Source organism: Streptomyces hygroscopicus subsp. hygroscopicus, from assembly GCF_030269125.1.
Lineage (GTDB): Bacteria > Actinomycetota > Actinomycetes > Streptomycetales > Streptomycetaceae > Streptomyces > Streptomyces hygroscopicus_C.
In genome coordinates this window covers 95,744-121,116 of record NZ_BSSM01000022.1, presented here as the reverse complement: position 1 = coordinate 121,116, position 25,373 = coordinate 95,744, and the positions used below count along the sequence as shown (strand labels likewise).

At 72.5% G+C, this 25,373-nt stretch carries 24 protein-coding genes, 1 tRNA gene and 1 pseudogene; 19 read left to right on the top strand and 7 right to left on the bottom strand.

Annotation, left to right across the window (positions count from 1 at the left end; translation table 11 throughout):
- Together QSK45_RS34590 and QSK45_RS34585 are read right to left on the bottom strand one after the other, a co-directional pair.
- Window positions 1–961 (bottom strand): 2-oxoacid:acceptor oxidoreductase family protein (locus QSK45_RS34590; protein ID WP_285562872.1); only part of this gene is annotated, 961 nt, incomplete at its 3' end.
- Between the two features lie 147 nt (window positions 962–1,108).
- The gene (locus QSK45_RS34585) at window positions 1,109–1,717 is read right to left on the bottom strand and encodes a response regulator transcription factor (protein ID WP_285562880.1); all 609 of its coding nucleotides are present in this window, start codon (window positions 1,715–1,717) and stop codon (window positions 1,109–1,111) included.
- A 361-nt stretch (window positions 1,718–2,078) separates the two neighbouring features.
- Here QSK45_RS34585 and QSK45_RS34580 point away from each other — a divergent pair, with 361 nt between their 5' ends.
- From QSK45_RS34580 to QSK45_RS34525, 12 genes are all read left to right on the top strand, one after another.
- On the top strand, window positions 2,079–3,365 hold the full coding sequence (locus tag QSK45_RS34580; RefSeq protein ID WP_285562871.1) for a nucleotide disphospho-sugar-binding domain-containing protein: 1,287 nt from the start codon (window positions 2,079–2,081) through the stop codon (window positions 3,363–3,365).
- Window positions 3,366–3,422: 57 nt separating this feature from the next.
- Window positions 3,423–3,995: a dTDP-4-dehydrorhamnose 3,5-epimerase family protein gene (locus QSK45_RS34575; RefSeq protein WP_285562870.1), complete on the top strand. Its 573-nt coding sequence runs from the start codon at window positions 3,423–3,425 to the stop codon at window positions 3,993–3,995.
- 16 nt (window positions 3,996–4,011) lie between these two features.
- Window positions 4,012–5,079, top strand: coding sequence for a glucose-1-phosphate thymidylyltransferase (locus QSK45_RS34570; RefSeq protein ID WP_285562869.1), 1,068 nt, complete (start codon window positions 4,012–4,014; stop codon window positions 5,077–5,079).
- Window positions 5,076–6,062 carry a dTDP-glucose 4,6-dehydratase gene (gene rfbB / locus QSK45_RS34565; protein ID WP_285562868.1) on the top strand — a complete coding sequence of 329 codons (987 nt, stop codon included), beginning with the start codon at window positions 5,076–5,078 and terminating at the stop codon, window positions 6,060–6,062. The genes QSK45_RS34570 and rfbB overlap by 4 nt, the downstream gene beginning before the upstream one ends.
- A complete protein-coding gene (locus QSK45_RS34560; RefSeq protein WP_285562867.1) occupies window positions 6,049–7,047 on the top strand; it encodes an NAD-dependent epimerase/dehydratase family protein in 999 nt (332 codons plus the stop codon). Before rfbB ends, QSK45_RS34560 begins: the two co-directional genes overlap by 14 nt.
- A gap of 1 nt (window position 7,048) precedes the next feature.
- Window positions 7,049–8,362 carry a lipopolysaccharide biosynthesis protein RfbH gene (gene rfbH / locus QSK45_RS34555; RefSeq protein WP_285562866.1) on the top strand — a complete coding sequence of 438 codons (1,314 nt, stop codon included), beginning with the start codon at window positions 7,049–7,051 and terminating at the stop codon, window positions 8,360–8,362.
- 112 nt (window positions 8,363–8,474) lie between these two features.
- Complete coding sequence (locus QSK45_RS34550; protein WP_285562865.1) at window positions 8,475–9,218, top strand: NAD-dependent epimerase/dehydratase family protein; 744 nt, start codon at window positions 8,475–8,477, stop codon at window positions 9,216–9,218.
- Window positions 9,219–9,261: 43 nt separating this feature from the next.
- A complete protein-coding gene (locus QSK45_RS34545) occupies window positions 9,262–10,662 on the top strand; it encodes an NDP-hexose 2,3-dehydratase family protein (protein ID WP_285562864.1) in 1,401 nt (466 codons plus the stop codon).
- On the top strand, window positions 10,659–11,645 hold the full coding sequence (locus QSK45_RS34540; RefSeq protein WP_285562863.1) for a Gfo/Idh/MocA family protein: 987 nt from the start codon (window positions 10,659–10,661) through the stop codon (window positions 11,643–11,645). The genes QSK45_RS34545 and QSK45_RS34540 overlap by 4 nt, the downstream gene beginning before the upstream one ends.
- A gap of 16 nt (window positions 11,646–11,661) precedes the next feature.
- Window positions 11,662–12,843, top strand: coding sequence for a macrolide family glycosyltransferase (locus QSK45_RS34535; RefSeq protein WP_285562862.1), 1,182 nt, complete (start codon window positions 11,662–11,664; stop codon window positions 12,841–12,843).
- A gap of 174 nt (window positions 12,844–13,017) precedes the next feature.
- Entirely contained in the window at window positions 13,018–14,082 is a 1,065-nt protein-coding gene (locus QSK45_RS34530; protein ID WP_285562861.1) for an alpha/beta hydrolase, read from the top strand.
- On the top strand, window positions 14,079–14,270 hold the full coding sequence (locus QSK45_RS34525; RefSeq protein ID WP_285562860.1) for a hypothetical protein: 192 nt from the start codon (window positions 14,079–14,081) through the stop codon (window positions 14,268–14,270). The genes QSK45_RS34530 and QSK45_RS34525 overlap by 4 nt, the downstream gene beginning before the upstream one ends.
- A 71-nt stretch (window positions 14,271–14,341) precedes the next feature.
- On the opposite strand, the gene QSK45_RS34520 is transcribed toward QSK45_RS34525, so the two are convergent.
- Window positions 14,342–15,484 carry a sensor histidine kinase gene (locus QSK45_RS34520; protein ID WP_285562859.1) on the bottom strand — a complete coding sequence of 381 codons (1,143 nt, stop codon included), beginning with the start codon at window positions 15,482–15,484 and terminating at the stop codon, window positions 14,342–14,344.
- A gap of 643 nt (window positions 15,485–16,127) precedes the next feature.
- On the bottom strand, window positions 16,128–16,583 hold the full coding sequence (locus QSK45_RS34515) for a hypothetical protein (protein WP_285562858.1): 456 nt from the start codon (window positions 16,581–16,583) through the stop codon (window positions 16,128–16,130).
- A 648-nt stretch (window positions 16,584–17,231) separates the two neighbouring features.
- Between QSK45_RS34515 and QSK45_RS34510 the strand changes: the two genes are divergently transcribed.
- The 5 genes from QSK45_RS34510 (at window position 17,232) to QSK45_RS34490 (ending at window position 20,961) form a co-directional block, all read left to right on the top strand.
- The gene (locus QSK45_RS34510; RefSeq protein ID WP_285562857.1) at window positions 17,232–17,789 is read left to right on the top strand and encodes a DUF3291 domain-containing protein; all 558 of its coding nucleotides are present in this window, start codon (window positions 17,232–17,234) and stop codon (window positions 17,787–17,789) included.
- A gap of 259 nt (window positions 17,790–18,048) precedes the next feature.
- Window positions 18,049–19,419, top strand: a complete 1,371-nt coding sequence (locus QSK45_RS34505) for a Fic family protein (RefSeq protein ID WP_285562856.1) — start codon at window positions 18,049–18,051, stop codon at window positions 19,417–19,419.
- A 336-nt stretch (window positions 19,420–19,755) separates the two neighbouring features.
- Entirely contained in the window at window positions 19,756–20,046 is a 291-nt protein-coding gene (locus QSK45_RS34500; RefSeq protein ID WP_285562855.1) for a hypothetical protein, read from the top strand.
- On the top strand, window positions 20,043–20,171 hold the full coding sequence (locus QSK45_RS34495) for a hypothetical protein (protein ID WP_285562854.1): 129 nt from the start codon (window positions 20,043–20,045) through the stop codon (window positions 20,169–20,171). The genes QSK45_RS34500 and QSK45_RS34495 overlap by 4 nt, the downstream gene beginning before the upstream one ends.
- Window positions 20,172–20,340: 169 nt before the next feature.
- Complete coding sequence (locus QSK45_RS34490) at window positions 20,341–20,961, top strand: DinB family protein (RefSeq protein WP_285562853.1); 621 nt, start codon at window positions 20,341–20,343, stop codon at window positions 20,959–20,961.
- A gap of 3 nt (window positions 20,962–20,964) precedes the next feature.
- Here the strand turns inward: QSK45_RS34490 and QSK45_RS34485 are convergent.
- The 3 genes and pseudogenes from QSK45_RS34485 to QSK45_RS34475 all read right to left on the bottom strand — a co-directional run.
- Window positions 20,965–21,785 (bottom strand): annotated as a pseudogene (locus QSK45_RS34485) (sigma factor-like helix-turn-helix DNA-binding protein); the annotation flags it as partial.
- A gap of 89 nt (window positions 21,786–21,874) precedes the next feature.
- Entirely contained in the window at window positions 21,875–22,591 is a 717-nt protein-coding gene (locus tag QSK45_RS34480) for a hypothetical protein (RefSeq protein ID WP_285562852.1), read from the bottom strand.
- Window positions 22,592–22,774: 183 nt separating this feature from the next.
- Window positions 22,775–22,872: transfer RNA gene (locus tag QSK45_RS34475), tRNA-OTHER, on the bottom strand.
- 388 nt (window positions 22,873–23,260) lie between these two features.
- Here QSK45_RS34475 and QSK45_RS34470 point away from each other — a divergent pair.
- Complete coding sequence (locus QSK45_RS34470; RefSeq protein WP_285562851.1) at window positions 23,261–24,535, top strand: APC family permease; 1,275 nt, start codon at window positions 23,261–23,263, stop codon at window positions 24,533–24,535.
- A gap of 91 nt (window positions 24,536–24,626) precedes the next feature.
- Window positions 24,627–25,151: a GNAT family N-acetyltransferase gene (locus QSK45_RS34465; RefSeq protein ID WP_285562850.1), complete on the top strand. Its 525-nt coding sequence runs from the start codon at window positions 24,627–24,629 to the stop codon at window positions 25,149–25,151.
- Window positions 25,152–25,373 lie beyond the last annotated feature (222 nt).

The window sequence follows — 25,373 nt, the reverse complement described above, 5'->3', positions numbered from 1 at the left end:
CGGCGCCGATCGCGGCGATCTCGTCCTCGGCCTGGAAGGTCCGCACGCCGAAGTTCTTGTGCCGGCTCAGCTCGTGCAGGATGTCCGAGGCCGGGGTGATCGGGTACGAGCCCAGGAACAGCGGCAGTCCGCTGCGCACACCGGCGGCGACCAGGCCGTGGGCCAGGGCGAGGTTGCCCGAGATGTTGCGGTAGGTGCCGGGGGTGAAGGCGCGGCCGGCCGGGGCGACCTCGTAGGAGACCGCGAAGTCCTCCGTGGTCTCGCCGAAGTTCCAGCCGGCGCGGAACGCGGCGATGTTCGCCTCGGCGATCTCGGGGCGCCGCGCGAACTTGGCCCGCAGGAAGCGTTCGGTGCCGTCGGTGGGCCGGTGGTAGAGCCAGGACAGCAGGCCGAGCGCGAACATGTTCTTCGCCCGTTCCGCCTCCTTGCGCGACAGCGGGGAGCCGGACAGGGCGCCCACGGTCAGCGTGGTCAGCGGGACCGGGTGCACGGTGAACGCGGCCAGCGAGCCGTCCTCCAGCGGCGAGGCGTCGTAGCCCACCTTCTGCAGGGCCCGCTTGGTGAACTCGTCCGTGTTCACGATGATCTCGGCGCCCCGCGGCAGATCGCCGACGTTGGCCTTCAGCGCGGCCGGGTTCATCGCGACGAGGACGTTCGGCGCGTCGCCCGGCGTGAGGATGTCGTGATCGGCGAAGTGGAGCTGGAACGACGACACCCCGGGCAGGGTGCCGGCGGGCGCCCGGATCTCCGCGGGGAAGTCCGGCAGCGTCGAGAGGTCGTTGCCGAAGGAAGCGGTCTCCGAGGTGAAACGGTCCCCCGTCAGCTGCATCCCGTCCCCGGAGTCCCCCGCGAACCGGATGACCACCCGGTCCTGGCGGCGTACCTCGTGGGACGGGAGGGTCGTTCTGTCGGCCTCTCCGGGGGCGTTCGTGCCACTCGGACGGGTCGTGTCCACGGCCATCGGCCGCTCCTTCGTGTCGACGCAGATGACTGCCTGGCGTCGCACCCTAGGAAGCGCCCCTTGTGATCGGCCAAAGCCGTCCCGGCGGACCGTGGTCGCGCCGGGGACACCGGACGCGCGCAGGCCGGTCACGACCCGGTGGCACCGTCACAGCAGCCACTCGGAGTCGCGCGCGATGCGGATCGCGTCGACGCGGTTGCGGGCGTTGAGCTTGCCGACGATGGTCGTCAGGTAGTTGCGCACCGTACCCGCGGAGATGCGCAGCGTGGCGGCGATCTCCCGGGGCTCCGCGCCCTCCGCCGCGAGCCGCAGCACCTCGGTCTCCCGGGTGGTGAGGGGGCTTTCGTACTCCTCCCAGGCGGCCAGCGCCAGTTCCGGGTCGACCGCTCGCTGTCCTGCCGCCACCCGCCGCACCGCGGTGGCGAGTTCGGAGGACGGGGCGTCCTTGCGGAGATACCCGGCGACCCGCGCCTCAAGGGCCCGGCGCAGGGCGCCGGGGCGTCCGAGGCTGGTCAGGATGAGGACGCGGCACTGGGGGAGCTGCTCGCGCAGCCGGACGGCCGCGGACAGGCCGTCGATACCGGGCAGGTCGATGTCGAGGATGGCCACGTCGGGCCGGTGCTTGAGCGCCATGCCGACGATCTCGTCCCCGCGCGAGACCTCGCAGATCACGTCGAGATCGTCCTGGAGGTTCAGCAGTGCGACCAGAGCGCCGCGGACCATGTCCATGTCCTCGGCGAGCAGGATCCGTATCACAGAACCGCTCCGGGGACGTCGGCACTTCTCGAATCGTCCGCAGCCGTCGGACCGTTCGTTGGTTTCCGTCATCTCCACGGCCTCCATCCTGCGGAGATCGTAAGTCAACCGCGTAAAAATTGTGGGGCCTTCGAAGGCTTCTGAGCACACAACTACGTATCCGTCGTTCATTTGGAAAAGAATTGAGGCCAATTCACCTTTTCTGGTGAATCTCCAGTCAGGGGCGTGTGCGCGTCCCGGGTGCTACACACCTCGCTCGCCCCCGCCTCGCGGTGCACAAGCGGCTCTTTAGAGGGCGCCCGCAGGATGCGTGCGAACCGTACGCGTCGGCAGGGCGCCGGCACTCTCGGAGAGGTCAGCGATGCGCGTTCTTTTCACCATCTTTCCGGCTTCGGCACATCTCTATCCGGCCGTCCCGCTGGCGTGGGCGCTGCAGAGCGCCGGCCACGAGGTCGTGGTGGCGAGCCCCGAGGGCGTGGTCGACCAGAAGGTGATCGAGAACATCACCTCGGCCGGCCTCACCGCGGTCTCGCTGGGCGGCAAGGAGGAACTCGCCGCTTCGCTCGCTCCTCTCATCGCGGGCGCCGGCCCCGACCGGCCGACCCTGGCCCTCGACCCCGACGCCCCCGACTCCTGGCGTACGGCCAGGGCCGTGCTCGGCGGGATGTTCCACGCGTACTACCCGCCGCCGGCGGCCGAGGGCGCCCGGCGGCCCATCCTGGACACGCTGGTCGAGTTCGCCAAGGACTGGCGTCCGGACCTGGTGCTGTGGGACCCGCTGGCCCCCACCGGCGCCGTGGCCGCGCGCGCCTGCGGCGCCGCGCACGCGCGCCTGCTGTTCGGCAACGACAACATCGGGCTCGTCCGCGCCAGGACGCGCGAGGAACTGGCCGACCCGGCCTCGGGCCTGACCGAGGACCCGTGGATGCCCTGGCTGCGCCCGGTGCTGGAACGCTACGGCCTCGACTTCACCGAGGAGACGCTGACCGGCCAGTGGACCCTCGACCTGACCCAGTCCCGGATGCGCACCCCGCTGGACCTGACGTACGTCCCGGTCCGCCGCGTCCCGTACAACGGGGCCGCCACGCTTCCCGGCTGGCTGCACGCCCGGCCCGACCGGCCCCGCGCCGTGCTCACCCTGGGCGTGAGCCGGCGGCTGCTGGCCGGCCGGCACAGCGGCTTCCCCATGCGGGAGTTCTTCGAGTCCGTGTCCGGTCTGGACCTGGAGCTCGTGGCGACGCTGAACAGCGAGCAACTGGAGGCGGCCGGCACGCTCCCGGACAACGTCCGCGCCCTCCCGTACGTCCCGCTCAACCAGGTGCTGCCCACCAGCTCGGCGATCATCCACCACGGGGGCGGCGGGACGTTCGCCGCCGCCGTGGCGTTCAAGGTGCCCCAGCTCGTCGTGCCCCTGCCGATGTGGGACGAGATGGTCACGGGACGGTACGTCGCCCGCCGGGGCGCCGGACTGGTCGCCGACCCCGCGGCGATCGACGTCGACAGCATGCACAAGGACCTCCTGCGACTGATCGAGGAGCCGTCCTTCCAGCTCGGCGCCCGTGCCCTCTACGAGGACATGCTGGCCGCCCCGGCGCCCAAGGACGTGATCCCGGTCCTGGAGCGGCTGACCGCGGAACACCGCGGCTGACCGAGGCACCCACCGCCGTGCGGCCCCGGCCGGCCGGCCTGAGAAGGAAGGGCGAGCGTGCGCGTCGAGGAAACCAGCATCCCGGGCACGTTTCTGATCGAGCCGGACCACCTCTTCGACAGCCGTGGCGTCTTCTACGAGTCGCTGCGGACCGACGAGCTGGAGCGGACCGCGGGCATCGTCTTCCGGCCCCGGCAGATCAACTACTCGGTGTCCCGGCGCGACACCCTGCGCGGCATCCACAGCGTGCGCACCCCACCGGGACAGGCCAAGTTCATCACCTGCGTCCGGGGCGTGCTGCGGGACGTCGTCGTCGACCTGCGGGTCGGCTCGCCCACCTTCGGCAGGCACCAGTTCAACGAACTGGACGCCGCCTCGGGCCGGTCCGTGTACGTCCCCGAGGGCGTCGGCCACGGCTTCCTGGCGCTCACCGACGACGCCTGCATCTGCTACGTCGTCTCGACCACGTACGTCCCCGGAACACAGATCGACATCAACCCGCTCGACCCCGACCTGGACCTTCCCTGGGAGTGCGCCGGGACACCGCTGATCTCGGACAAGGACGCGAAGGCGCCGACGCTGGCCGAGGCCCTGGCCGCGGGCGTGCTGTCGGATTTCGCCCACACATGAAGCGAGAGGACCTCCCATGAAGGCTCTGGTGCTGGCAGGCGGATCGGGCACCCGCCTGCGGCCCTTCAGTTATTCCATGCCCAAGCAGCTCATCCCCATCGCGAACACCCCGGTCCTGGAGTACGTCCTTCGCAACATCCTGGACCTGGGGGTGAGCGAGGTCGGCGTCATCGTCGGCGACCGCGCCCAGGAGATCCAGGAGGCGCTCGGGGACGGTTCGCGGTTCGGGGCACGGCTGACCTACCTCCGCCAGGAGGCCCCGCTCGGCCTCGCCCACACCGTCGCCGTCGCCCGTGACTTCCTCGGCGACGACGACTTCGTGATGTACCTCGGCGACAACATGCTGCCCGAGGGGATCGCCGCCATCGCCGAGGAGTTCGCGACGCACCGCCCGGCCGCCCACGTCGTGGTGTACAAGGTCCCGGACCCGCGCGCCTTCGGCGTGGCCGAACTGGGGCCCGCCGGCGAGGTGCGGCGCCTGGTGGAGAAGCCGCAGCACCCGCGCAGCGACCTGGCCCTGATGGGCGTGTACTTCTTCACCGCCGCCATCCACGAGGCCGTACGGTCCATCGAGCCCAGCGCCCGCGGCGAGCTGGAGATCACCGACGCGATCCAGTGGCTGGTGTCGACGGGCGCGGACGTGCGGGCCGGGCGCTACGAGGGCTACTGGAAGGACACCGGGAACGTCGAGGACGTCCTGGAGTGCAACCGGTACGTCCTGGACGGCCTGCGGCCGGCCGTGCGCGGCGCGGTCGACGACGCCAGCGTGCTGGTGGGGCCGGTCGTCGTGGAGGAGGGGGCGCGCGTCGTGCGCTCCCGCATCGAGGGGCCGGTGATCATCGGCGCCGGCACGGTCGTGGAGGACAGCCACATCGGCCCGCACACGTCCATCGGCCGCGCCTGCGCGGTCACCGGGAGCCGGCTGGAGTACTCCATCGCCCTGGACGGCGCGTCGGTCACCGGTGTCCAGGGCCTGCGCAGTTCCGTCATCGGCCGCTCCGCCTCGGTCGGCACCAGCGGGCAGAGCGCGGACCGTTACCGCCTGGTCGTCGGAGACCACACCCGAGTGGAAGTCGCGGCATGAGGATCCTCGTCACCGGAGCAGCCGGTTTCATCGGCTCCAACTTCGTCCGCCACCTCCTCGCGAACGCGTACGAGGGATGGCAGGACGCGCGGGTCACCGCCCTGGACAAGCTGACCTACGCGGGCAACCGCGACAACCTGCCCGCCTCGCACCCGCGCCTGGAGTTCGTCCGGGGCGACGTCTGCGACCTGGGCCTGCTGCGGGAACTGCTGCCCGGACACGACGCCGTGGTGCACTTCGCCGCCGAGTCCCACGTGGACCGCTCGCTGGAGGGCGCGGCCCCGTTCTTCCGCACCAACGTCCTGGGCACCCAGACCCTCCTCGACGCCGTGCTGGACACGGGCGTCGAGCGGGTCGTGCACGTCTCCACCGACGAGGTGTACGGCTCGATCGGCGAGGGATCCTGGACGGAGGAGTGGCCGCTGCTGCCCAACACCCCCTACGCGGCCTCCAAGGCGTGTTCCGACCTGGTCGCCCGCACCTACTGGCGCACCCACGGGGTGAACCTCTCCGTCACCCGCTGCTCCAACAACTACGGGCCCTACCAGCACCCGGAGAAGCTCATCCCGTTGTTCGTCACCAACCTGCTGGAAGGCCGGCAGGTGCCGCTCTACGGGGACGGACGCAACGTCCGCGAATGGCTGCACGTGGACGACCACTGCCGCGGCATCCACCTCGTGCTCGACCGCGGCCGGCCCGGCGAGATCTACAACATCGGCGGCGGCAACGAGCGCACCAACCGGGCCATCACCGAGCACCTGCTCGAACTGACCGGCTCGGGCGAGGAGATGATCCGCCACGTCCCCGACCGCAAGGCGCACGACCTGCGCTACTCCATCGACGAGTCCAAGATCCGTGCGGAACTCGGCTACGCGCCGCACATCGGGTTCGAGGAGGGGCTGGCCGCCACGGTGGCCTGGTACCGCGACCACCCCGACTGGTGGAAGAGCGTCAAGTACGGGGCCGACCGTGCGCACGGCTGAGCACGGCCCGGCGTCCGGGCTCCGTGTCGTGGTGCTCGGCGGCTCCGGCTGCCTGGGCCGCCGGATCGGCGCGGCCTTCCGCGCCGACGGCGCGCAGACGCACCTGGTGTCCCGCAATCCGGCCGGGGACGGCCCGGCGGACGCGCGTCACGTCGCCCTGGACCTGCTCGCCGCCGACGCCCGCGAACTCGCGGACTACTTCGGCTCGGTGGCGCCCGACGTGGTGGTCAACGCCGCGGGCCGGGTCTGGCAGGGCGACGAGGCCGCGATGACCGCGGGCAACGCGGACCTGGTCGTCCGCCTCACCCGGGCACTCGCCCGGCTGCCCCGCCCCCCGCGGCTGGTCCAGCTCGGCACCGTCCACGAGTACGGCGCCGGGACGCCGGGTGCCGGCACCCGCGAGGAGCAGGAGCCCGCGCCCGTCACGCCGTACGGGCGCACCAAACTCCTCGGCACGCGGGCCGTCCTGAGGGCCGTGGCGGACGACGGCGTGGACGGCGTCGTCCTCCGCCTCGCCCAGGTGATCGGTGCCGGGGTGCCGGCCACCAGCCTCTTCGGCAAGGTCGCCGCGCACCTCGGCGAGGCCGCCCGCGCCCGCTCCCGGGGCGAGCGGCCCGACGCACTGAGACTGCCGCCGCTGCGTGCCCGTCGCGACCTCGTGGACATGCGCGACACCGTGGACGCCGTACGGGCCGCCGCCACCGCGCCGAAGGCCGACGTGAGCGGCCAGGTGATCAACGTCGGGCGCGGCGAGGCGGTCGCGATGCGCGCGTTGATCGACCGGATGGTGGGCCTCAGCGGCCTGGACCTCACGGTCGCCGAGGCCGCCCCCGGCCCGTCCACACGCACCGACGTGGCGTGGCAGCAACTCGACGTCTCACGGGCGCTGCGGCTCCTGGGATGGCAGCCGCGCCGCACCCTCGACGACTCGCTGCGCGACCTGCTCGCGGCCGCGCTGCCGGCACCGGTCAATGGAAGGACATGAAGTGAGCGACACCACCGACCCCAAGGAACTGGTGCTGGACGAGGTCCGCAGATACCACCGCGAGACCGCGCCGGCGCGGGAGTTCGTGCCCGGCGTGACCGAGATCTGGCCCTCCGGCGCGGTCCTGGACGAGGCGGACCGGGTCGCGATCGTCGAGGCGGCGCTGACCATGCGCATCGCCGCCGGACCCAGCTCCCGGAAGTTCGAGTCCGCCTTCGCCAAGCGGCTGAAGCGGCGCAAGGCCCATCTGACCAACTCCGGTTCGTCCGCGAACCTCCTCGCCGTCTCCGCCCTCACCCAGCCCGAACTCGGTGACCGGGCGCTGAAGCCGGGCGACGAGGTGATCACCGTCGCCGCGGGCTTCCCCACCACCGTCAACCCGATCCTGCAGAACGGACTCGTCCCGGTCTTCGTGGACGTGGAGCTGGCCACGTACAACACCACGGCCGAGCGGGTGGCACGGGCGATCGGTCCCAAGACGCGGGCCATCATGATCGCGCACGCGCTCGGCAACCCCTTCGAGGTGGCCGAGGTCGCCCAACTCGCCGAGGAGCACGACCTCTACCTCATCGAGGACAACTGCGACGCGGTCGGCTCGACCTACGACGGGCGGATCACCGGCACGTTCGGCCACATGACCACGGTGAGCTTCTATCCCGCGCACCACCTCACCATGGGCGAGGGCGGCTGCCTGCTCACCTCCGACCTGGGCCTCGCCCGCATCGTGGAGTCGCTGCGCGACTGGGGCCGGGACTGCTGGTGCGAACCCGGCAAGAACAACACCTGCTTCAAACGCTTCGAGTACCAGATGGGCGACCTGCCGGCCGGGTACGACCACAAGTACATCTTCTCCCACGTCGGTTACAACCTGAAGGCGACCGACATCCAGGCCGCCCTCGGGCTCGCCCAACTCGACAAGCTGGACGGCTTCATCGAGGCGCGGCGGCGTAACTGGCGCCGGCTGCGCGAGGGACTGGACGGCGTACCGGGCCTGCTGCTTCCCGAGCCCACCCCGAAGTCCGACCCGAGCTGGTTCGGCTTCGTCATCACCGTCGACCCCGAGGCCCGTTTCACCCGTGCCGAGCTGGTCGCACACCTGGAGGAGCACAAGATCGGTACCCGGCGGCTGTTCGCCGGCAACCTCACCCGGCAGCCCGCCTACATCGGCCGGCCCCACCGGGTCGTCGGCGACCTCACCAACAGCGACGTCATCACCGAGCACACCTTCTGGATCGGCGTCTACCCGGGGCTCACCGACGAGATGCTCGACTACATGACCGCCACGATCAAGGAGTTCGTGGCCCGGCACGGCTGAGAGCCCGTCGGCACCCCTCCCGGGACCGGGACCCGGACTCCCGCCGGGAACGGGGCCCGCCGACAGGCTCCGAGCCACCGGGCCGCCTCCGCCCAGGAGATCGGTTACGACGATGGAGATAGTGGGGACCGGATTCCTGGCACGGAGTCTGCGTCCGCTGGCCGGCCGGCATCCGGACACCGTGGCCCTCGCGGCCGGGGAGTCCAGGACCAGCGGCGCGACCGAGGCGGACTACGCGCGAGAGGCCGCACTGCTGCGCGACGTCGGGAAACGGTGCGCCGCGGCCGGGAAGCTGCTGCTGTTCTTCTCGACCGCCGCCACCGGCATGTACGGCCTCGCCGAGGGGCCGGGCACGGAGGACGACCCGGTGCGCCCCGCCACCCCCTACGGCGCGCACAAGCTCGCGCTCGAACAGCAGTTACGCGACTCCGGGACCGACCACCTCATCCTCCGGCTCGCCCACCTGGTGGGTCCGCACGGACGGCCCCACCAGCTGGTCCCGACGCTGGTGCGGCAGGTCCGTTCGGGAGTGGTGTCCCTGCACCGGGGCGCGGCCCGCGACCTGATCGGCGTCGCGGACATGCTGACGATCACCGACCGGCTGCTCGGCGCGGGACTGCGGGCCGACACGGTCAACGTGGCCTCCGGCTTCGCCACCTCGGTGGAGGACATCGCCGACCACCTCGCCCGCGCGCTGCGGCTCACGCCACGCAAGGAGTACGTGGACACCGGCGTCGCGTACGCCATCTCCACCCAGAAGTTGCGCGCCCTGGTCCCGGAAGTGGCGGACCTGGGCTTCGGACCCGACTACTACCGCCGGGTCCTCAACGACTTCATCGCGGCCGGCCATGCCTGACCCGGCCGCACCGTCCTCACCAGAAAGGCAGGGAGTCTCTCCGATGCCGTCGACCCCCACGCTCCGGACACGGGCGGACACGAGCCTGCCGGACCGCATCGCGCTCTCGGCGGCCACCACCGAGGGCGCGCACCTGCGCACCGCCGACTTCGCCGGCTGGCTGGCCGAACGCGGCCGGGCCCACACCTTCGAGGTGGAACGGATTCCGTTCGCCGAGCTGGACGGCTGGTCGTTCCAGGAGACCACCGGGAACCTGGTGCACCGCAGCGGACGCTTCTTCACCGTCGAGGGCCTGCACGTCACGGAGGAGGGCGAGCCGCACGGCGACGGCCCGCACGCCGACTGGTACCAGCCCATCATCAGACAGCCCGAGGTGGGCATCCTGGGCATCCTCGTCAAGGAGTTCGGCGGCGTGCCGCACTTCCTGATGCAGGCGAAGATGGAACCGGGCAACCCCAACCTGCTCCAGCTGTCGCCCACCGTCCAGGCGACCCGGAGCAACTACACCAAGGCCCACAAGGGCGCGGACGTCAAGTACATCGAGTACTTCGTCGGGCCGCGCCGCGGCCGGATCGTCGCGGACGTGCTCCAGTCCGAGCACGGCTCCTGGTTCCACCACAAGTCCAACCGCAACATGGTGGTCGAGGCGGTGGGCGACGTCCCCCTCCTCGACGACTTCTGCTGGCTCACCCTGGGACAGATCGCCCGGCTGCTGCACCTGGACAACGTGGTCAACATGGACTCGCGCACGGTGCTGTCCTGCCTTCCCTTCGGCGACGCCTGGGACGGCGCGCTGCTCTCCGACACCGAGCTGCTCTCCTGGATCACGGGCGAGCGCACCCGGCACAGCGTGCGGGCCGAACGCGTCCCGCTGGACAACCTCCCGGGCTGGAAGCGCCGCGAGAGCACGATCGAGCACGAGACGGGCCGCTACTTCGACGTCGTCGCCGTGTCCGTGCGGGCGGGGAACCGTGAGGTGACCGGCTGGACCCAGCCCCTGTTCGAGCCGGTCGGCCCCGGCGTCACCGCCTTCCTCGTCCGGGAGTTCGGCGGCGTCCCGCACGTCCTGGTGCACGCCCGCGTCGAGGCCGGCTTCCTCGACACCGTCGAACTCGGGCCCACCGTCCAGTACACCCCGGACAACTACGCCCATCTGCCCGCGGGTGAACGCCCGTTGTTCCTGGACACGGTGGTACGCGCGACCCCGGACCGCGTCCGCTACGAGGCCGTGCACTCCGAGGAGGGCGGCCGCTTCCTCAACGCCGTCAGCCGCTGCCTCCTCGTCGAGGCGGACGAGGCCGACGCCCCGCAGGACCCGCCGCCCGGCTATGCCTGGGTCACCCCCGGCCAGCTCACCTCCCTGGTACGGCACGGCCACTACCTCAACGTCCAGGCCCGCACCCTGCTCGCCTGCCTCAACGCGACCGCGGTGCGGGCGCGATGACCGGCCGCCTGAGGATCGGGGTGCTCGGCTGCGCGGACATCGCGGTGCGCCGTATGCTGCCCGCCTTCGCGGCGGACCCCGGCATCGAGATCGCGGCAGTGGCCAGCCGGGACGCGGCCAAGGCCCGGGACGTCGCCGAACGCTTCGGCTGCCGGCCCGTCCACGGGTACGACGCGCTCCTCGAACAGGACGACGTCGAGGCCGTCTACGTGCCGCTGCCGGCGGCCCTGCACGCGCAGTGGACCGAGGCGGCACTGCGCACCGGCCGCCCCGTCCTCGCCGAGAAGCCCCTGACCACCGACCACCGCCGCACCGCGGACCTGCTCCGCCTCGCCGCCGGGCGCGGCCTGGTGCTCATGGAGAACGTGATGTTCGTCCACCACCGCCGGCACCGGGCCGTACAACGCCTCGTCGCCGACGGCGCTATCGGCGAAGTGCGCGCGTTCCACGCCGCGTTCACCATCCCCCCGCTCCCGGACGGCGACATCCGGTACGACCCGGACCTCGGCGGCGGCGCCCTCGCGGACGTGGGGATCTACCCCCTGCGGGCCGCACTGCACTTCCTCGGTCCCGGCCTGCGCGTCAGCGGCGCCCGTCTCACCCGGGGCGTGGGACGACGGGTCGAGACCTCCGGCGCCGCGCTGCTGAGCACGCCCGGCACCGCCACCGCCCAGATCACCTTCGGCATGGAGCACGCCTACCGTTCGGCCTACGAACTGTGGGGCAGCGAGGGAAGCATCACCGTCGAGCGGGCCTTCACCCCGCCCGCCGACCACGTCCCCGTGATCGTCCTCCACCGTGACGGCAAGAGCGAGGAGTTCCGGCTCGCACCGCACGACCAGGTGGCGGCCACCGTCGCGGCCTTCGCCGCCGCCGTGCGCTCCGGAACCCTCCCGGACACCGGCGACACCCTGCGCCAGGCCCGACTCCTCGACGAAATACACCGGTTCGCCGCACTCGGCGAACCCGACGGCAATGGATGAGCGGCAGGAGACCCACGTGCGACGCCACATCGCTTTCTTCAACTTTCCGGCTGTAGGCCACGTCAATCCCACGATCGGCGTCGTCGAGGAGCTGGTCCGGCGGGGCCATCGCGTCACCTGCACCGTGACCGAGCACTTCGCCCCCATCGTCAAGGCCGCCGGGGCCGAACCGGTCAGGTACGACTCGGTCTTCGGCGACTTCTACCGCGCACCCCTGACCCCCGAGGAGTCCGCGGGCGAGGGACTGCGGAGCCTGGACGAGGCCACGTCCCTGGTGGCCCAGGTCGCACCGTTCTACGAGGAGAACAGGCCGGACGTGATCGTCCACGACTTCATGGCCTGGGGAGCGCGCTTCTTCGCCGCCGCGCACGGCATCCCGCTGATCCGGACGTATCCCGTGTTCGGCGCGAACGAACACTTCTCCATCCGGGAGAAGTTCCCGGTGGCCGAACTCGACGACCCGCGGATCGTGGAGGCGGTGCGGGGACTCGCGGCGGTGCTGCCCCGCTTCGGGCTCCCGGCCGACCCGATGGGCTTCCTCACCCACATCGAGAGACTCGCCCTCGTCTTCCTCCCCCGCGAATTCCAGTACGCCGGGGAGACCTTCGACGAGCGGTTCGTCTTCACCGGCCCCTGCATCGCCGAACGCCCCTACCAGGGCACCTGGCGGCCGACCTCGCCGGACCGGCCCGTCCTGCTCGTCTCCCTCGGCACCTCGGCCAGGGGCTGGCCGGAGTTCTTCACCATGGCCATCGAGGCGTTCGGCGACTCCGAGTGGGACGTCCTCATCACCGTCGGCGACCACACCGACCCGGCCGCCCTCGGACCGCTGCCCGCGAACGTCGACGTACGGCGGTACGCGCCCCAGCTCGACGTGCTGCGCCACGCGCGGCTGTTCATCAGCCACGGCGGCATGAACAGCACCATGGAGTCGCTGGACAACGGCGTGCCCATGATCCTCGTACCGCAGTCGAACGAGCAGCGGGCGAACGCCCTGCGCGTGGAGGAGCTGGGCCTCGGCCGCCTGCTGGCCAAGGAGGACGTCACCGTGGAGAGCCTGCGCGCGACGGTGGACCAGGTGGCCGGCGACCCGTCGGTGGCCGAACGGGTGCGGGCCGTGCGGGAGCGCATGCGGTCCGTCGACGGCCCGGCCGTCGCGGCCGACGCCGTCGAGGCGTACCTGACCGCCCTGGACTGACCGCCGCGCCTCCCGCCCGCGTACAAGCAGCACGCAAGCGCACGCCTCGACACTGGGCGTGCAGAGCCGCTCCGGCGGGACCCGGCGGGCAGGGTCTCCAGGTTCTTCCAAGGCGCCCCCGCCGCCCCGACGGCACCACCGGCCCGAGCCGGTGGTCCCCTCGCTAGGAGACCGATGGACCATCTGGAAGAACTCAAGGAATTCGCCCGCCTGCACGCCCGGGGCCAGGGCATGAAGCCCCGGCACGTCACGCGCGTCCTGACCAGGATCACCAACGACACCGCGGCGGACGGGCGGTCGTGGGCCGCGGTGTGGACCGCCGAGGGCCGGGCCGCCGCCGACCGCGGCGACCTCCTCGACGCGTGCCGGCACTTCGCGCTCGCCCGGTTCCCGTACCACGGCGACGCCGACCGCGTCCGCGCCCAGCGCCTGTGCGTCGACACCTTCGACCGGTGGCGCCGCGGCCAGGACGGCATCGAGCGCCTGGAGTTCGAGCACCGCGACGGCACCCTCGCCTGCTGGGCCGCCGGGCTCGACAGGTCCCGCCCGTTGCTGATCGTCATGGGCGGCATCGTCAGCGTGAAGGAGCAGTGGGCGCCGCTGCTGCCCCTGCTGCGCAGACTCGGCTACGCCGCCGTCGTCACCGAACTGCCGGGCGTCGGCGAGAACACCTTCACCTACGGCCCCGGTTCCTGGCGCATCCTCGGCTTCCTGCTCGACGAACTCGCCGACCGCGCCCTGGTGTCCGACACCTCGATGCTCGCGCTGAGCTTCAGCGGCCATCTCGCCGTGCGCGCGGCGGCCGAGGACTCCCGCATCCGCCGCGTCCTCACCGTGGGCGCGCCCGTCGGCGACTTCTTCCGGGACGAGACGTGGTGGCCCCGGGTCCCCGGCATCACCGCCGACACCCTGCGCCGCCTCACCGGCAGCGAGGACCTCAGCGCGCTGCGGCGCCTGCTGCGGCAGTTCGCGCTCACGCCGGACCAGCTGCGGCAGGTGCGGATACCCGTCCGGTACGTCGCCAGCAGCCGTGACGAGATCATCCCGGCCGGGGACCAGGCACTGCTGCGCAGCACGCTCCAGGACGTGCGGTTCAAGACGTTCGACGACGTGCACGGTTCGCCCGCCCATCTCGGCGCGATGCGGCGCTGGCTCGTCCTCCAGCTCCTGCGGCTGCGCCTGGCGCGCGGCGGCGACCGGCCGGCGTCCCGCACCCCGCGCGGCAGGAGAACCTCGTGACCGAGTCCCGGAGCGACGAGGACACGACGCACGGCACCGGCGTGCGGCCGTGGCAGACCCTGAGTTCCCTCGGTCTCACCGAGAACGAGGTGACGGCCGTCCACCTCACACCCGCCACCGCGCTGCGGTTCCTGTCCGGGCTCGGCGGCACCACCCACGGGGACGGCGCCGTCGCCGGGCCCCGCTGACCGCGACCGGCCGCGCCGTGGGCGGCGAAGACCTCTCGGGGCCGCCGCCCACACACACCGGTCGTGACCGGTCAGCCGCCGGCCCGCGTGGTGGACGAGGGCCGCTGCGCGGGCACTTCGGCCAGCAGCCGGAACGTCCCCTCCGTCCAGGGGCCCGACTCCAGCCGTCCGCCCACCGCGGTCATCCGCGCGCGCAGATTGCCCAGGCCGTGGCCGCCGTAGGGCGAGGGATCGTGGTGGACGGCGTCGACGCCGTCGTTCTCGACCAGCAGGCGGATCACACCGTCCAGTTCCAGGGCCTCGATGCGGCAGCGGGAGGCGTTGCTGTGCCGCAGCAGATTAGTGACGGCCTCCCGCAGCGTGGTGGCGAGCGCCGTGTCCACGACCGGGGCGAGCGGACCCAGGTCCACCTTCGCCTGTACGGCGATGCCCGCGGCGTCGAGCATGGACCGTGCCGCTTTGACCTCCTGACGCAGTGACAGGTCGCGGAAGCCGCTCGCGACCCTGCGGACGTCGGCGAGGGACCGTTCGGCGATGGACAGGACCTCGTCGACCTCCTTCACCGCGCGTGTGGGCTGGGCCGGGATCAGCTCGTGGATCAGCTCGCTCTTCAGCGTGATCGCGGAGAGGCTGTGGCCGAGGAGGTCGTGGAGGTCCCGGGCGAAGCGCAGCCGCTCCGCGGTGACCGCCCGCCGGACCAGTTCACCGCGGACGGCGTGCAGGTGCGTGACCAGCTCGGCCAGCCGGGCCAGTCCGTAGAGGAGGAAGCCGATGAGGAGGGAGACCTGGGCAAGACGGATGCTCTCGACGAGCGGTCCGCCGTCGAGGGCCGTCGGGATCACCATGCTGAGCCCCACGAGGCCGAAGAGGGGCCAGGCCGCCCGGGGCGGCAGGAGCAGCAGCAGCGAGCCCGCGAGATAGGCGGCCGTCGTCGTCCAGAACGGCCGGAACAGCAGGAGCGGCAGATAGGTCAGGAGCACCTGGGCGGCCAGGGTCACGCACTTGCGGCCCAGGGGCGCCTGGCTGCTGTCCGGGGCGGAGTGCAGGACCTGGAGGGCGAGAATCAGCGGAAGGAGCAGCAGACAGGTGGTTTCGGCGGAGGAGGAGGCGCCGGCGCTGAGGATGTCCGTGGTGGTCAGGAGCGCGGAGCCCAGCAAAGCGGTGAGGAGGATGGTGCGCGCCAGCTTGGAGGCGGGAAGAGGGTTGCCGGACACGGACGGGGGTATCGCCTCGCGTCTGTCGCCATTCGACCCGTCCACGCTGTCGGAACGGTCGTGACTGCCCATCATGGTGACGGCCTCTCGCAACTCTGTGCGTCATTGACTGAATTCTATGAAGAGCTTGTGGGGGATGAGCGGTGATCGGCTGTTCGTGAGATCGACGTTGCACAGCCCTACCAGCCCCCGGACGGGGGTCGGGCACGGCTGTTCCACCGCATGGGCCGATCGTCTGCGGGGCCGTGGTGGACAGGCGTTCCGCGTCATGGGCTCGTGTGTGCGAGCTCATGCGCAGATGATGCCCGAGCAGTCGCCGTTGATGCGGCTGATGCCCTGTCGGGCGAGCGGGCCGACGTACCGCGGACGTGTCACGAGGGCGGCAGGTGGCACTCCTGGCGATCCGGTCTCCCGCTCGCGTGCGACCTGGCGGGTGAAGTGACGGACGGACCCGGCCCCGCCCCGCCGGCGTCCGGTCCGGATACCGCGGGCGAACCGGGCCGTCCGTGTGCCCCCACCGGGATACCGGCTGGACCGGGTCCTCCCGGTGCCGCCCCAGGCGGCCGGGCCGCCGGCCAAAGCGGCGCACCGGTGACGGCCGCGTCCGTCCGCGCGGCGGGGCCGGACCGGCCCTCTTCCGGCTTCAGCAGCCGTCGCGCTCCGGCTTGAACGTCATCCGGTGTCCGGCCTTCAGTATCCGGGCGTCCAGGTAGGTGTTCGCGTCGACGCGGAACCAGACGTCGTCCCTGGAGTCCTTGCCGTCGACGTCGTCCAGCTCGACGCACCAGCGCTCCGGGCGGATGACGCGGCGATAGGTCTCCGTGCCCTGCCGGACCTTCGTGCACACGGTGGTCGGCTCGTCGGTGTACCAGGTGCGCTTGTTGCCGCCGCGGCCGGATGTGTGCCGTACCCGCTTGGACCCGGGATGACAGCGCTCGACCATGTGCGCGCGGGTCGCGAGTCTGGTCAGCGCCCGGACGTGCCGCGTGCTGTCCAGCAGCCCCGACACCTTCCGGGGCTCGTCGTCGCAGCCGCCGAGCGCCGCGGAGATCACCAGGACCGCCGCGATGAGCGTCGTCCGGCCTATGTGGTGCTGCACGTTCCTCCTTCGTCCGCCACCCCGGGAAGGACGAGCACCTCGTACCCCCCGGCAGGTGTGAAGCCCCTCGGAGTATGACGGACACCGACGAGATCCAGAACACGCCTCCGCGCGGCAGGGGACGGTCGGGCGCCGGGCCGGTGGCCGGGAACCGGATCGCGCACCGCGATCGAGGTCATGCCGCCGTACGGCCACGTGCCGAGACCCCCGTGCCGTCGTCACGCGGGAGGAAGTCCCGCCCGGGAACCACCCGGCCCCGCTCTCCGCCTCCGGGCGGTACGGCGGTACGCCGGGAACGGCAACCGGGAGAGTTCGCCTCCAGCGCCTCCAGCGCCTCCCCGGCCCCGAGGAGGAGACGTGTATCGCCGGGCCGACGGGGACTTCCACGACGGCAGGCGGTGCCACCGCCCCAGGCCCCGAAGGCACCTGTACGAGAGGCCACTTGGACAGGGAAAACGCAACTTCGACACGGCCCGTCGAGGCGGCTATGTTCGCCTGGTCCTCGGCGGTTGCCCACGATCGCGCGGCGGTTCCTTCAGGCTGAGCCGCCCGCGACGGGACGCGTGGGTCACGTTCCGCGAATCCTCGCCCCCTGCGCAAGCCGCCGAGCCGGGTCCACACCAGGCACCCCCGACCAGGGAGAGAAGAATGCCCCGTCTTGCTCTGTACACGTTCGGCGTCCTGAAGGCACCCCTCGCCGATCCCGCACCTCTCACGCGCGAGTTCTACGACCTCGGTGGGGCCGTCTACCGGAAGATCAGCCGGCACCCCGGATACCTCGCGCACGCCGAAGCCGCGGACGCTGACCGGGGCTCACACTTCGAGGCGGACTGGGGCGCATGGGGAGAGTTCGCCGTACCGACCTGGTACGGCAAGGGCCGTGCGGTGGAAACCACCGCCCTGGCCGCGACCCTCTCGCTCTGGACCGACCTGCGCCCCGCCTTCGACGCCGTCTACACCGGTGTGCACCGTGAGGCGCTGAACAGGCGCTACGACTGGTTCGAGAGGACAGGACACCCGGGTCACGTGTTCTGGTGGGTCTCCGACGACGTGATACCCACCTGGCGGGAGGGGGCTTCCAGGCTGGAGCACCTCCACGACCACGGCCCCGCGCCGCACGCCTTCACCTTCCACCACTCGTTCGCCCCGGACGCAACTCCGACCAGGACCAAGGGCATCGGGCCGAAGGGCGACCAGGCTCAGTGAGTCGAGCACGGCGTCCGCGGTGGGGTCGGTGGGCTCCGGGGACGGACTTCTCGTACGGGCCCGGCCGCGGCACCGCGCGGACCCGATACCCGTGGCCTTCGCCGCCGTCGCGTACGCCTCCGGGAGCCACGGACGGACGGCCACCCGATCCACGCGGTCGCGCGGGCGCCCACCGCGTCCGCCACCACCGGCCGCCGAGGGCGAAGAGGGCGGGACAACCCGCTTGTCAGACGCCGGGACGGACGTGCAGGCTTGCGCGGTGACCGTCGACCTGTCCCCCCGTTCCCTGGACTGGGCCGACGTGGATCCCGCCCGCCACCCCTTCGACACCGCGTCGGCGCCGCAGGTGGTGCGCTCGCTCGGGCCCGCCCGGAGAGTGCCCGTCCGCCCGGACGCCCCGCACGGCGACCCGTCGATCCACGCCTGGGGCTGGGACGAGGGCGAGCCCTGGGCCTGCGCCATGGCGCAGGCCCTCGTCGAACACTACGGCCGCTGGACCGTGGGCTGGCGCTGGGCACACGACGAAGGCGACTACAACGGAGGGCCGGTCGGGAACTGGTGCTCCCCGCGGACGTCCATCACCACGCCGGAGGAGACCCTCGACCGAGTCGTCGCGGCGCTGTGCGAGTGGCGTGGTTGGCTGGAGAGCCTCGCCGGGTGGTTCGAGCCGTACCCACTGGACCTGGCCGACATCGAGGACCAGCGCATCCTGTGGGAGCGCGCGGCCCGCAACCTGATCCTGCAGGTGACCGACCGCACCGGCTGCGGCAGCGGCTGGTACGGGCACTGCCGGCAGGTGCTCGCCTGGTACCTCTGCCGCTGGGGCGTGGCGCCGGACCTCGCCGGGGAACTGGTCGACGAGGCGATCGGCGGCCGGTTCGCGAGCTGGACCGGCCCCGACCCGCGACTGGTGGAGGACGTCGCGGAGCGCCTCGCCCTGTCGCTGCGGCCCGACGACGGCGCGCGGCCCGCCGCCGGCCCCGTCCCCGACCACCTCGAACGCTGGCTCGCGGTCCGCCGGACCGTGCCGTGGCAGGACGCCCCGGGCGGCGGGAGCGGGCCGGTGACGCCGCGGCGCGACGGGGCGGCGCAGTACATCCGAGGCTTCGACGGCGCCCTGGACCCGGCCCGTGAACGCGGCCTCCTCGCCGCCCTCGAACTCCTGCGTGCCGACGCGGCACGCGGCGCCGCACTCGACTTCGAGCTGCTCCGAAGCTGGCAGCGACACGTCCTGGACACCCCCCGGCTGCCGCCGTTCCGCACCCTGCCGGCCTTCGCCAAACAAGGCCGGGAACGCTACGGCATCGGCCCGGACACCCGCGCGCGCTTCGAGGCATGCCTGGCCGAGAGCGCCCAGGATCCCGACCGGCCCCTCCCTGTCACCGCCCGGGGCGCCCGCGTCTACCTCGACATCTGCTTCTTCCACCCCTTCGACGACGGCAACGCCCGCTCCGCCTTCCTCGCCCTCCTCTTCGTCCTCGCCCGCGAAGGCATCGCCCTCGACGACGTCAGCCTGCTGCGCCGCATCACCTTCCGTGCCGACGAGCCCAGGGACGCGATGACCCTCACCCGCTACATCGACACCCACCTCAGGACGACCCGCCGCGCATCGGCCTCCGCCCACTCGTGACGGGCGCCTTCGGGGCGCACAGGCCCCGCGGTGTCCCATGGCGTCACCGACGGCGTCGCGGAGCGCGCCGGCCCGACAGCACGACCAGAGCGCCCGCCGGAGCGTCGTAGGCGGCATGATCGACGCACGCGCACGGCGCGCCCTCGGCACCTCCACGCTCGTCGTGGCCCTGACCTCCCTGCTCCTTTCCTGCTCCGGCGGTCCGGACGCGTCATCGGCCGCCGGCCCGTCGCCCGCCCGCGGCGCCGGCACGACCGCACCGCCCGCCACGGCGGCGGCGCCGCCCGCCCCGGGCACGGGAGGACCGACACCGGACGTTCCGAAAAGGTCCGCGACGTGTTCGCCCGGCTTCAGGCCACGTACAACGACGGATGCACGACCCCGGGGAACTGCGCGTACTTCCCGCGACGGGTCCTTGCCGAACTCACCAGCCTCGACGCGTCGATGAAGGCGGACCCCCAGGGCCCCGCCCACTTCGAGGAACCCCTCGCCTGGATCGCGGAACTGCGGAGCCGACCGGGCGGCGACAGCTCCTTCGAGAACCTCGAGAAGCACCAGACCCTGCTCACCGGAACCCGCGACAGGATCAACACGCGGATGCGGGGTCATCCCGAGGACCATCGATGAGCGCCGGTGGGACCACCGGCGAGGCCGCGACCGACCACGCGGGCGTCATCATGACCGAGTTCGCCCCCGAGCGTCAGCGCTGTGTGCCCGGCACCGCCCCCACGCCGTCGAGGCGGGAGCGCTGACCGCAGACGTACTGGCCCGCGCCGCCGGAGCCACCGTCCGCCGCCCGCTCCGTCGAGCGTGATCCCGCGGTCCGCCCCCGCTCACCCTCGGGGTGCCGACGACCCTCGGGGCGGGCCGCGTTCGGCCGGATAACGTCGGGGCGGACGAGCGGAACGGCAGAGTGACCCCATGACCGCATCAGCTGCCAGGACCGACCTCCATCGCTACCTGCAAACCGCCCGCGACGCCCTGCTGTGGAAGCTCGAAGGACTCTCCGAGTACGACATCCGCCGCCCGCTCACACCGACCGGCACCAATCTCCTCGGCCTGGTGAAACACGTGGCCAGCATGGAACTCGCCTATCTCGGCGACGTCTTCGGACGGCCGTCCGGCGAGCCGCTGCCCTGGCTGGAGGACGGCGCCGAGCCGAACGCGGACATGTGGGCCACCGCCGACGAGTCACGCGCGTTCGTCGTGGACCTCTACCACCGCGCGTGGGCACACGCGGACGCGACGATCGACGCGCTGGCCCTCGACGCGACCGGCAAGGTGCCGTGGTGGCCGAGCGGCAGGAACGAGGTCACCTTGCACCACGCCGTCGTGCGCATGATCGCCGAGACGCACCGGCACGCCGGACACGCCGACATCGTCCGGGAACTCATCGACGGCGACGTCGGGGAACGCCGGGGCCAGGACAGCATGGCGTCGGGCGACCCGGCGTGGTGGGAGGACCATCGCCGCCGGCTGGAGCACGCGGCGCAGGCCGCCGGCCGAGAGGCGTCGCCCCGTACCCGGGACACGTACCTGTGACGTTCAGACCGCCTCCGGCCCACCGCTGCCCCGCCACGGGCGCAGCTTGTCGGGATCGCGGACGGCCCGGACGGACCTGATCCGGTCGTCCACGACATCGAACGCGTACACCGCGACGGTGGCCCCTTCCCACCGCGCCATCAGACCGGGCCGTCCGTCGACCGTCCGTTCCAGGGTGTCCAGGCTGGCCGGTGTCCTCCCGGCGAGGGTGGCCAGGTAGCGGGCGATCCGCGGGCCGCTCTCGATCAGGTGGAGCGCGGCCCTGGCCAGACCGCCGCCGTCCGCGGTGAACGTGGCGTCGGGGTCGAGGAGTCCGACCAGCGCGTCGATGTCCCGGGCCTCCCACGCCCGCCTGAAGTCCGCACGAGGACGGCCTGCCGGGCTGCCGGGGCCCCGGCCTGCCGCAGGGCGCGGACCCGGCGGGCCGAGGAGGCCGGCCGGCGGCACGCCGGCGCGGTACGGCCGGTGATCTCGGAGATCTCCGCGAAGGAGCAGCGCAAGACGTCGTGCGGGATGAGCGCGACGCGCTGGGCCGGGGTCATCGATTCGAGCGCGACGAGGAAGGCCATGCCGACCGACTCGTCCAGGGTGACCCGGTCGGCCGGGTCCGCGGCGGTCCCCGCCGGCGCGCCGACCCACGCGGTCCGCTCGGGCAGCGGCTCCGGGACCCGTTCGCCCACATGGCGCTCGCGCCGGCCCCGCGCCGAACCGAGCAGGTCCAGGCAGACACGGGTGGCGACGGCCGTCAGCCAGGCGCCGGGCGACTCGATCGCGTCCTGCTGCGGCCGGGACATGGTGTACCAGCGGGCGTACGTCTCCGCTACCTCGACACCACGCCGCTGGCCGGGGGCCCGTGGTCGGGCAACTCCGCCTGGTCCGGGGCGCGTCGCGGACGGCCGTCATGGCCCGCGGGTCACCCCTGCCCCCTGGGGAAGGCCACGGACGAACGGACCGTCTCCCGGGGGCCGGTACCCAGGCGCGCCGGCACGACGCCTCCCGTGGAACCGGGACCGCCTGAGCCGCCGCTGAGCGGCGAACCCCACGCGGGGTCGTGCCACGCGCTCCCCGCCGCGTGTTCCAGCAGGTGCCCAGCCGTGACCGGGGCGATGTCCCGGGGGACTCCTGCCGCGATCAGAGCGGACCGGAGCTTCGCCGGTGCCTCGCCGGGCAGGGGGTACCCGGCCAGCAGGGGAAGCAGCAGCAGGAGACGGGCGGCGGGGTCCAGCACGCCCTCGGCCACGGAACCCGCACCGTCGGCGATGCGGACGAGTTCGCCCCACGTCAGGCTGTCACCCTCCAACTCCCCGTACCAGCTCGCGATGTGCTGGGGGGTGCGCCGGTCCGGGTGGACGAGGAGGTAATCGACTCCGTGGTCTCCGACGAGGTTGCGATAGATCACCACGGCCTCGTACCCGCCCTCGATCGGCAACCGGAACACCGGCCACCGCTCGGGGTCCATGAGCACCTCGGACATGGCGTCGACGTCGGCTCCGTCACCGCCGAACCACTCCGGTTCGGCACCCGCGTCACGGCAGCACGGGCCCCACAGATGGTTCGCCCAGAAGCCCGGACGGGTCACCAGCGGTTCGCCGGCGACCAGGGGCTCGTCGTCGTATCCCTCGATCAGCACGCACCAAGCCTGCCACCCGCCGCCGGCGGGCTCGCGGTCTCCTCCGCCTGTCGTGCCGACGGCAGGGGTCCGGCCTCATCCGGGTGCTCCCGAACTCCCCGAAATCCCCGCGCCCACCGGGTTGGTCGCGGCGGGGCGGCCGTCGACGGGATTGCCGGGGGAGTGTCCGTTCCCCGGCCGGTCTGGCGGAGAGGGCAGGATTCGAACCTGCGTGGACCCTTGCGGATCCGACCCCGAGGCATGCTCGCCGGTCCCCGATCAACCACTCCGGGCACCTCTCCTCGCTCCCGGCTCCCGGTCGCTGCCCGGGTGCCGTTCACGTGTACAAGACTGGCAGGGACCGCTGACGCGGGTCTGATACGCGTCTGACGGGGGGCCGCTGCGCCGGGCGGCAGGTCCACCGCGCGGACGCCGGTGCCGCCGGTGCCGCCCTCCGGCGGTGAAGGCGTCGAACTCCGGGTCGGCGAGCGGCTGCTGTGGCCAGGAGAGGCGGTCTGTCCGGCGTGGAACCTCGTGGGGGTCCGCACCGCCGAGTTCAAGCCAAGCGCCGGGGGCCTTCGGGCACGCTTCCGCCCCCCTGGCCGCCGTCCGCCATCGGACCGGTTCACGTATCGTCTCCCGGTGTCGGAGCACGTGACAACGGCGGATGCGCCACCGAGGAAGCAGGCCATGGACAAGTCATCGACCGCCGTCGGCACACCGGGCGAACTGCACCGCGGGCTCGGGGTCTTCGACGCCGTGGTGATCGGCCTCGGATCGATGATCGGCGCCGGGATCTTCGCCGCCCTCGCCCCCGCCGCGCGGTCCGCCGGCTCCGGGCTGCTGATCGGTCTGGCGCTCGCCGCCGTGGTCGCGTACTGCAACGCCACGTCCTCCGCCCGGCTCGCCGCCCGCTACCCGGCCTCGGGCGGCACGTACGTCTACGGCCGTGAACGCCTCGGCGACTTCTGGGGCTACCTCGCCGGGTGGTCCTTCGTGGTCGGCAAGACCGCCTCCTGCGCGGCCATGGCGCTCACCGTCGGTTCGTACGTGTGGCCGGGCCAGGCCCACGCCGTGGCGGTGGCCGCCGTAGTGGCGCTGACCGCCGTGAACTACGCCGGGGTGCAGAAGTCCGCGCTGCTGACCCGCGCCGTCGTGGCGGTGGTCCTGGCGGTTCTCGCCGCCGTGGTGGTGGCCACCCTGACCTCCGGCGCCGCGGCGGCGGCCCGGCTGGACATCGGCTCGGACGCCGCCGCCGGCGGTGTACTCCAGGCCGCGGGCCTCCTGTTCTTCGCGTTCGCCGGCTACGCCCGCATCGCCACGCTCGGCGAGGAGGTGCGCGACCCCGCCCGCACCATCCCCCGGGCCATCCCGCTCGCTCTCGGCATCACCCTGGTCGTCTACGCCGCCGTCTCCGTCGCGGTCCTGACCGTCCTCGGCCCCGCGGGACTGGCACGGGCGGCGGCGCCGCTGTCGGACGCGGTCCGGGCGGCGGGCGCCGCCTGGCTGGCCCCGGTCGTACGCGCCGGAGCCGCCGTGGCCGCGCTCGGCTCACTCCTCGCGCTGATCCTCGGTGTCTCCCGCACCACCCTGGCCATGGCACGCGACCGGCACCTGCCGCACGTCCTGGCCGCCGTCCACCCGCGCTTCAAGGTGCCGCACCGGGCCGAACTGCTGGTGGGCGCCGTGGTCGCGGTCCTGGCCGCGACGGTGGACGTGCGCGGCGCGATCGGCTTCTCCTCCTTCGGCGTGCTCGCCTACTACGCCATCGCCAACGCCTCCGCCTGGACCCTCACCCCCGCCGAGGGCCGACCCGGCCGACTGGTCCCCGCCCTCGGACTGACGGGCTGCCTGGCACTGGCCTTCGCCCTCCCGCCCTCCTCGATCGTCACGGGGGCGGGGGTGCTGGCCTTCGGCGCGGCCGTCCACGGAATCCGGCGCGTCGTGGCCGCCCGCAACCCGTGACACGTTCGGCACCGACCGCGCGCGGCCATGCCGTCGAGCGGGCAACTCCCCCTCGTCCGGCTACGATCAGCGCATGATACGGGTGCGCCCCATGCGTGAAGGAGACATCCACGGTGTTTCCACGGTGCGGGTGAACGGCTGGAAAGCCGCCTACACGGGCATGGTCCCGCAGGACTATCTGGACGCGCTCACGGTGACGGAAGACGCCCGCGTACGACGTGACATGTTCGGACGAGGCACGGGCACAGCGGTGCATCTCGTCGCCGAAGAAGACGGCGCCGTCGTCGGCTGGGCGGCGCTCGGTCCTTCCCGGGAGGACGACCGCGAACCCCAGGACGGCGAACTCCTCGCCCTCTACGCGGCCCCTGACCGCCTCGGCACCGGAATCGGCAGAGCACTGATGCGGCACATCCTCGCCGCCGCCCACGAACGGTCGTTCGGCAGGCTCGTGTTGTGGGTGATCGCCGACAACGCACGGGCGCGCCGCTTCTACGAGCGGAGCGGTTTCGCACCGGACGGCGCGACCGCGGACTGGTCGGTCAACGGCGTTCAGGTCCCCGAAGTCCGCTACAGCGGGGACCTGCCGCTGCCGAACGCGTCTCGCGAACACGCCTGACGTACCCGGGCCGGACGGCCGGATCATGGAGGAGGACGACCGGCCGCGGGCGGACGCGCAGCGCCGCCGCGGCTGGATCCGGGCGAACGACGTCGGCGACGGCGGTCCCACCGGGGTGCCGACCGTGGAGGCCGCGCAGCAGCGGTCCCGCGCCCGGCGGTGGGCCGAACAGACCGTCTCCGCGGCCCGGTACCAGGACCACGCCATGGTGCGGGCGGACCG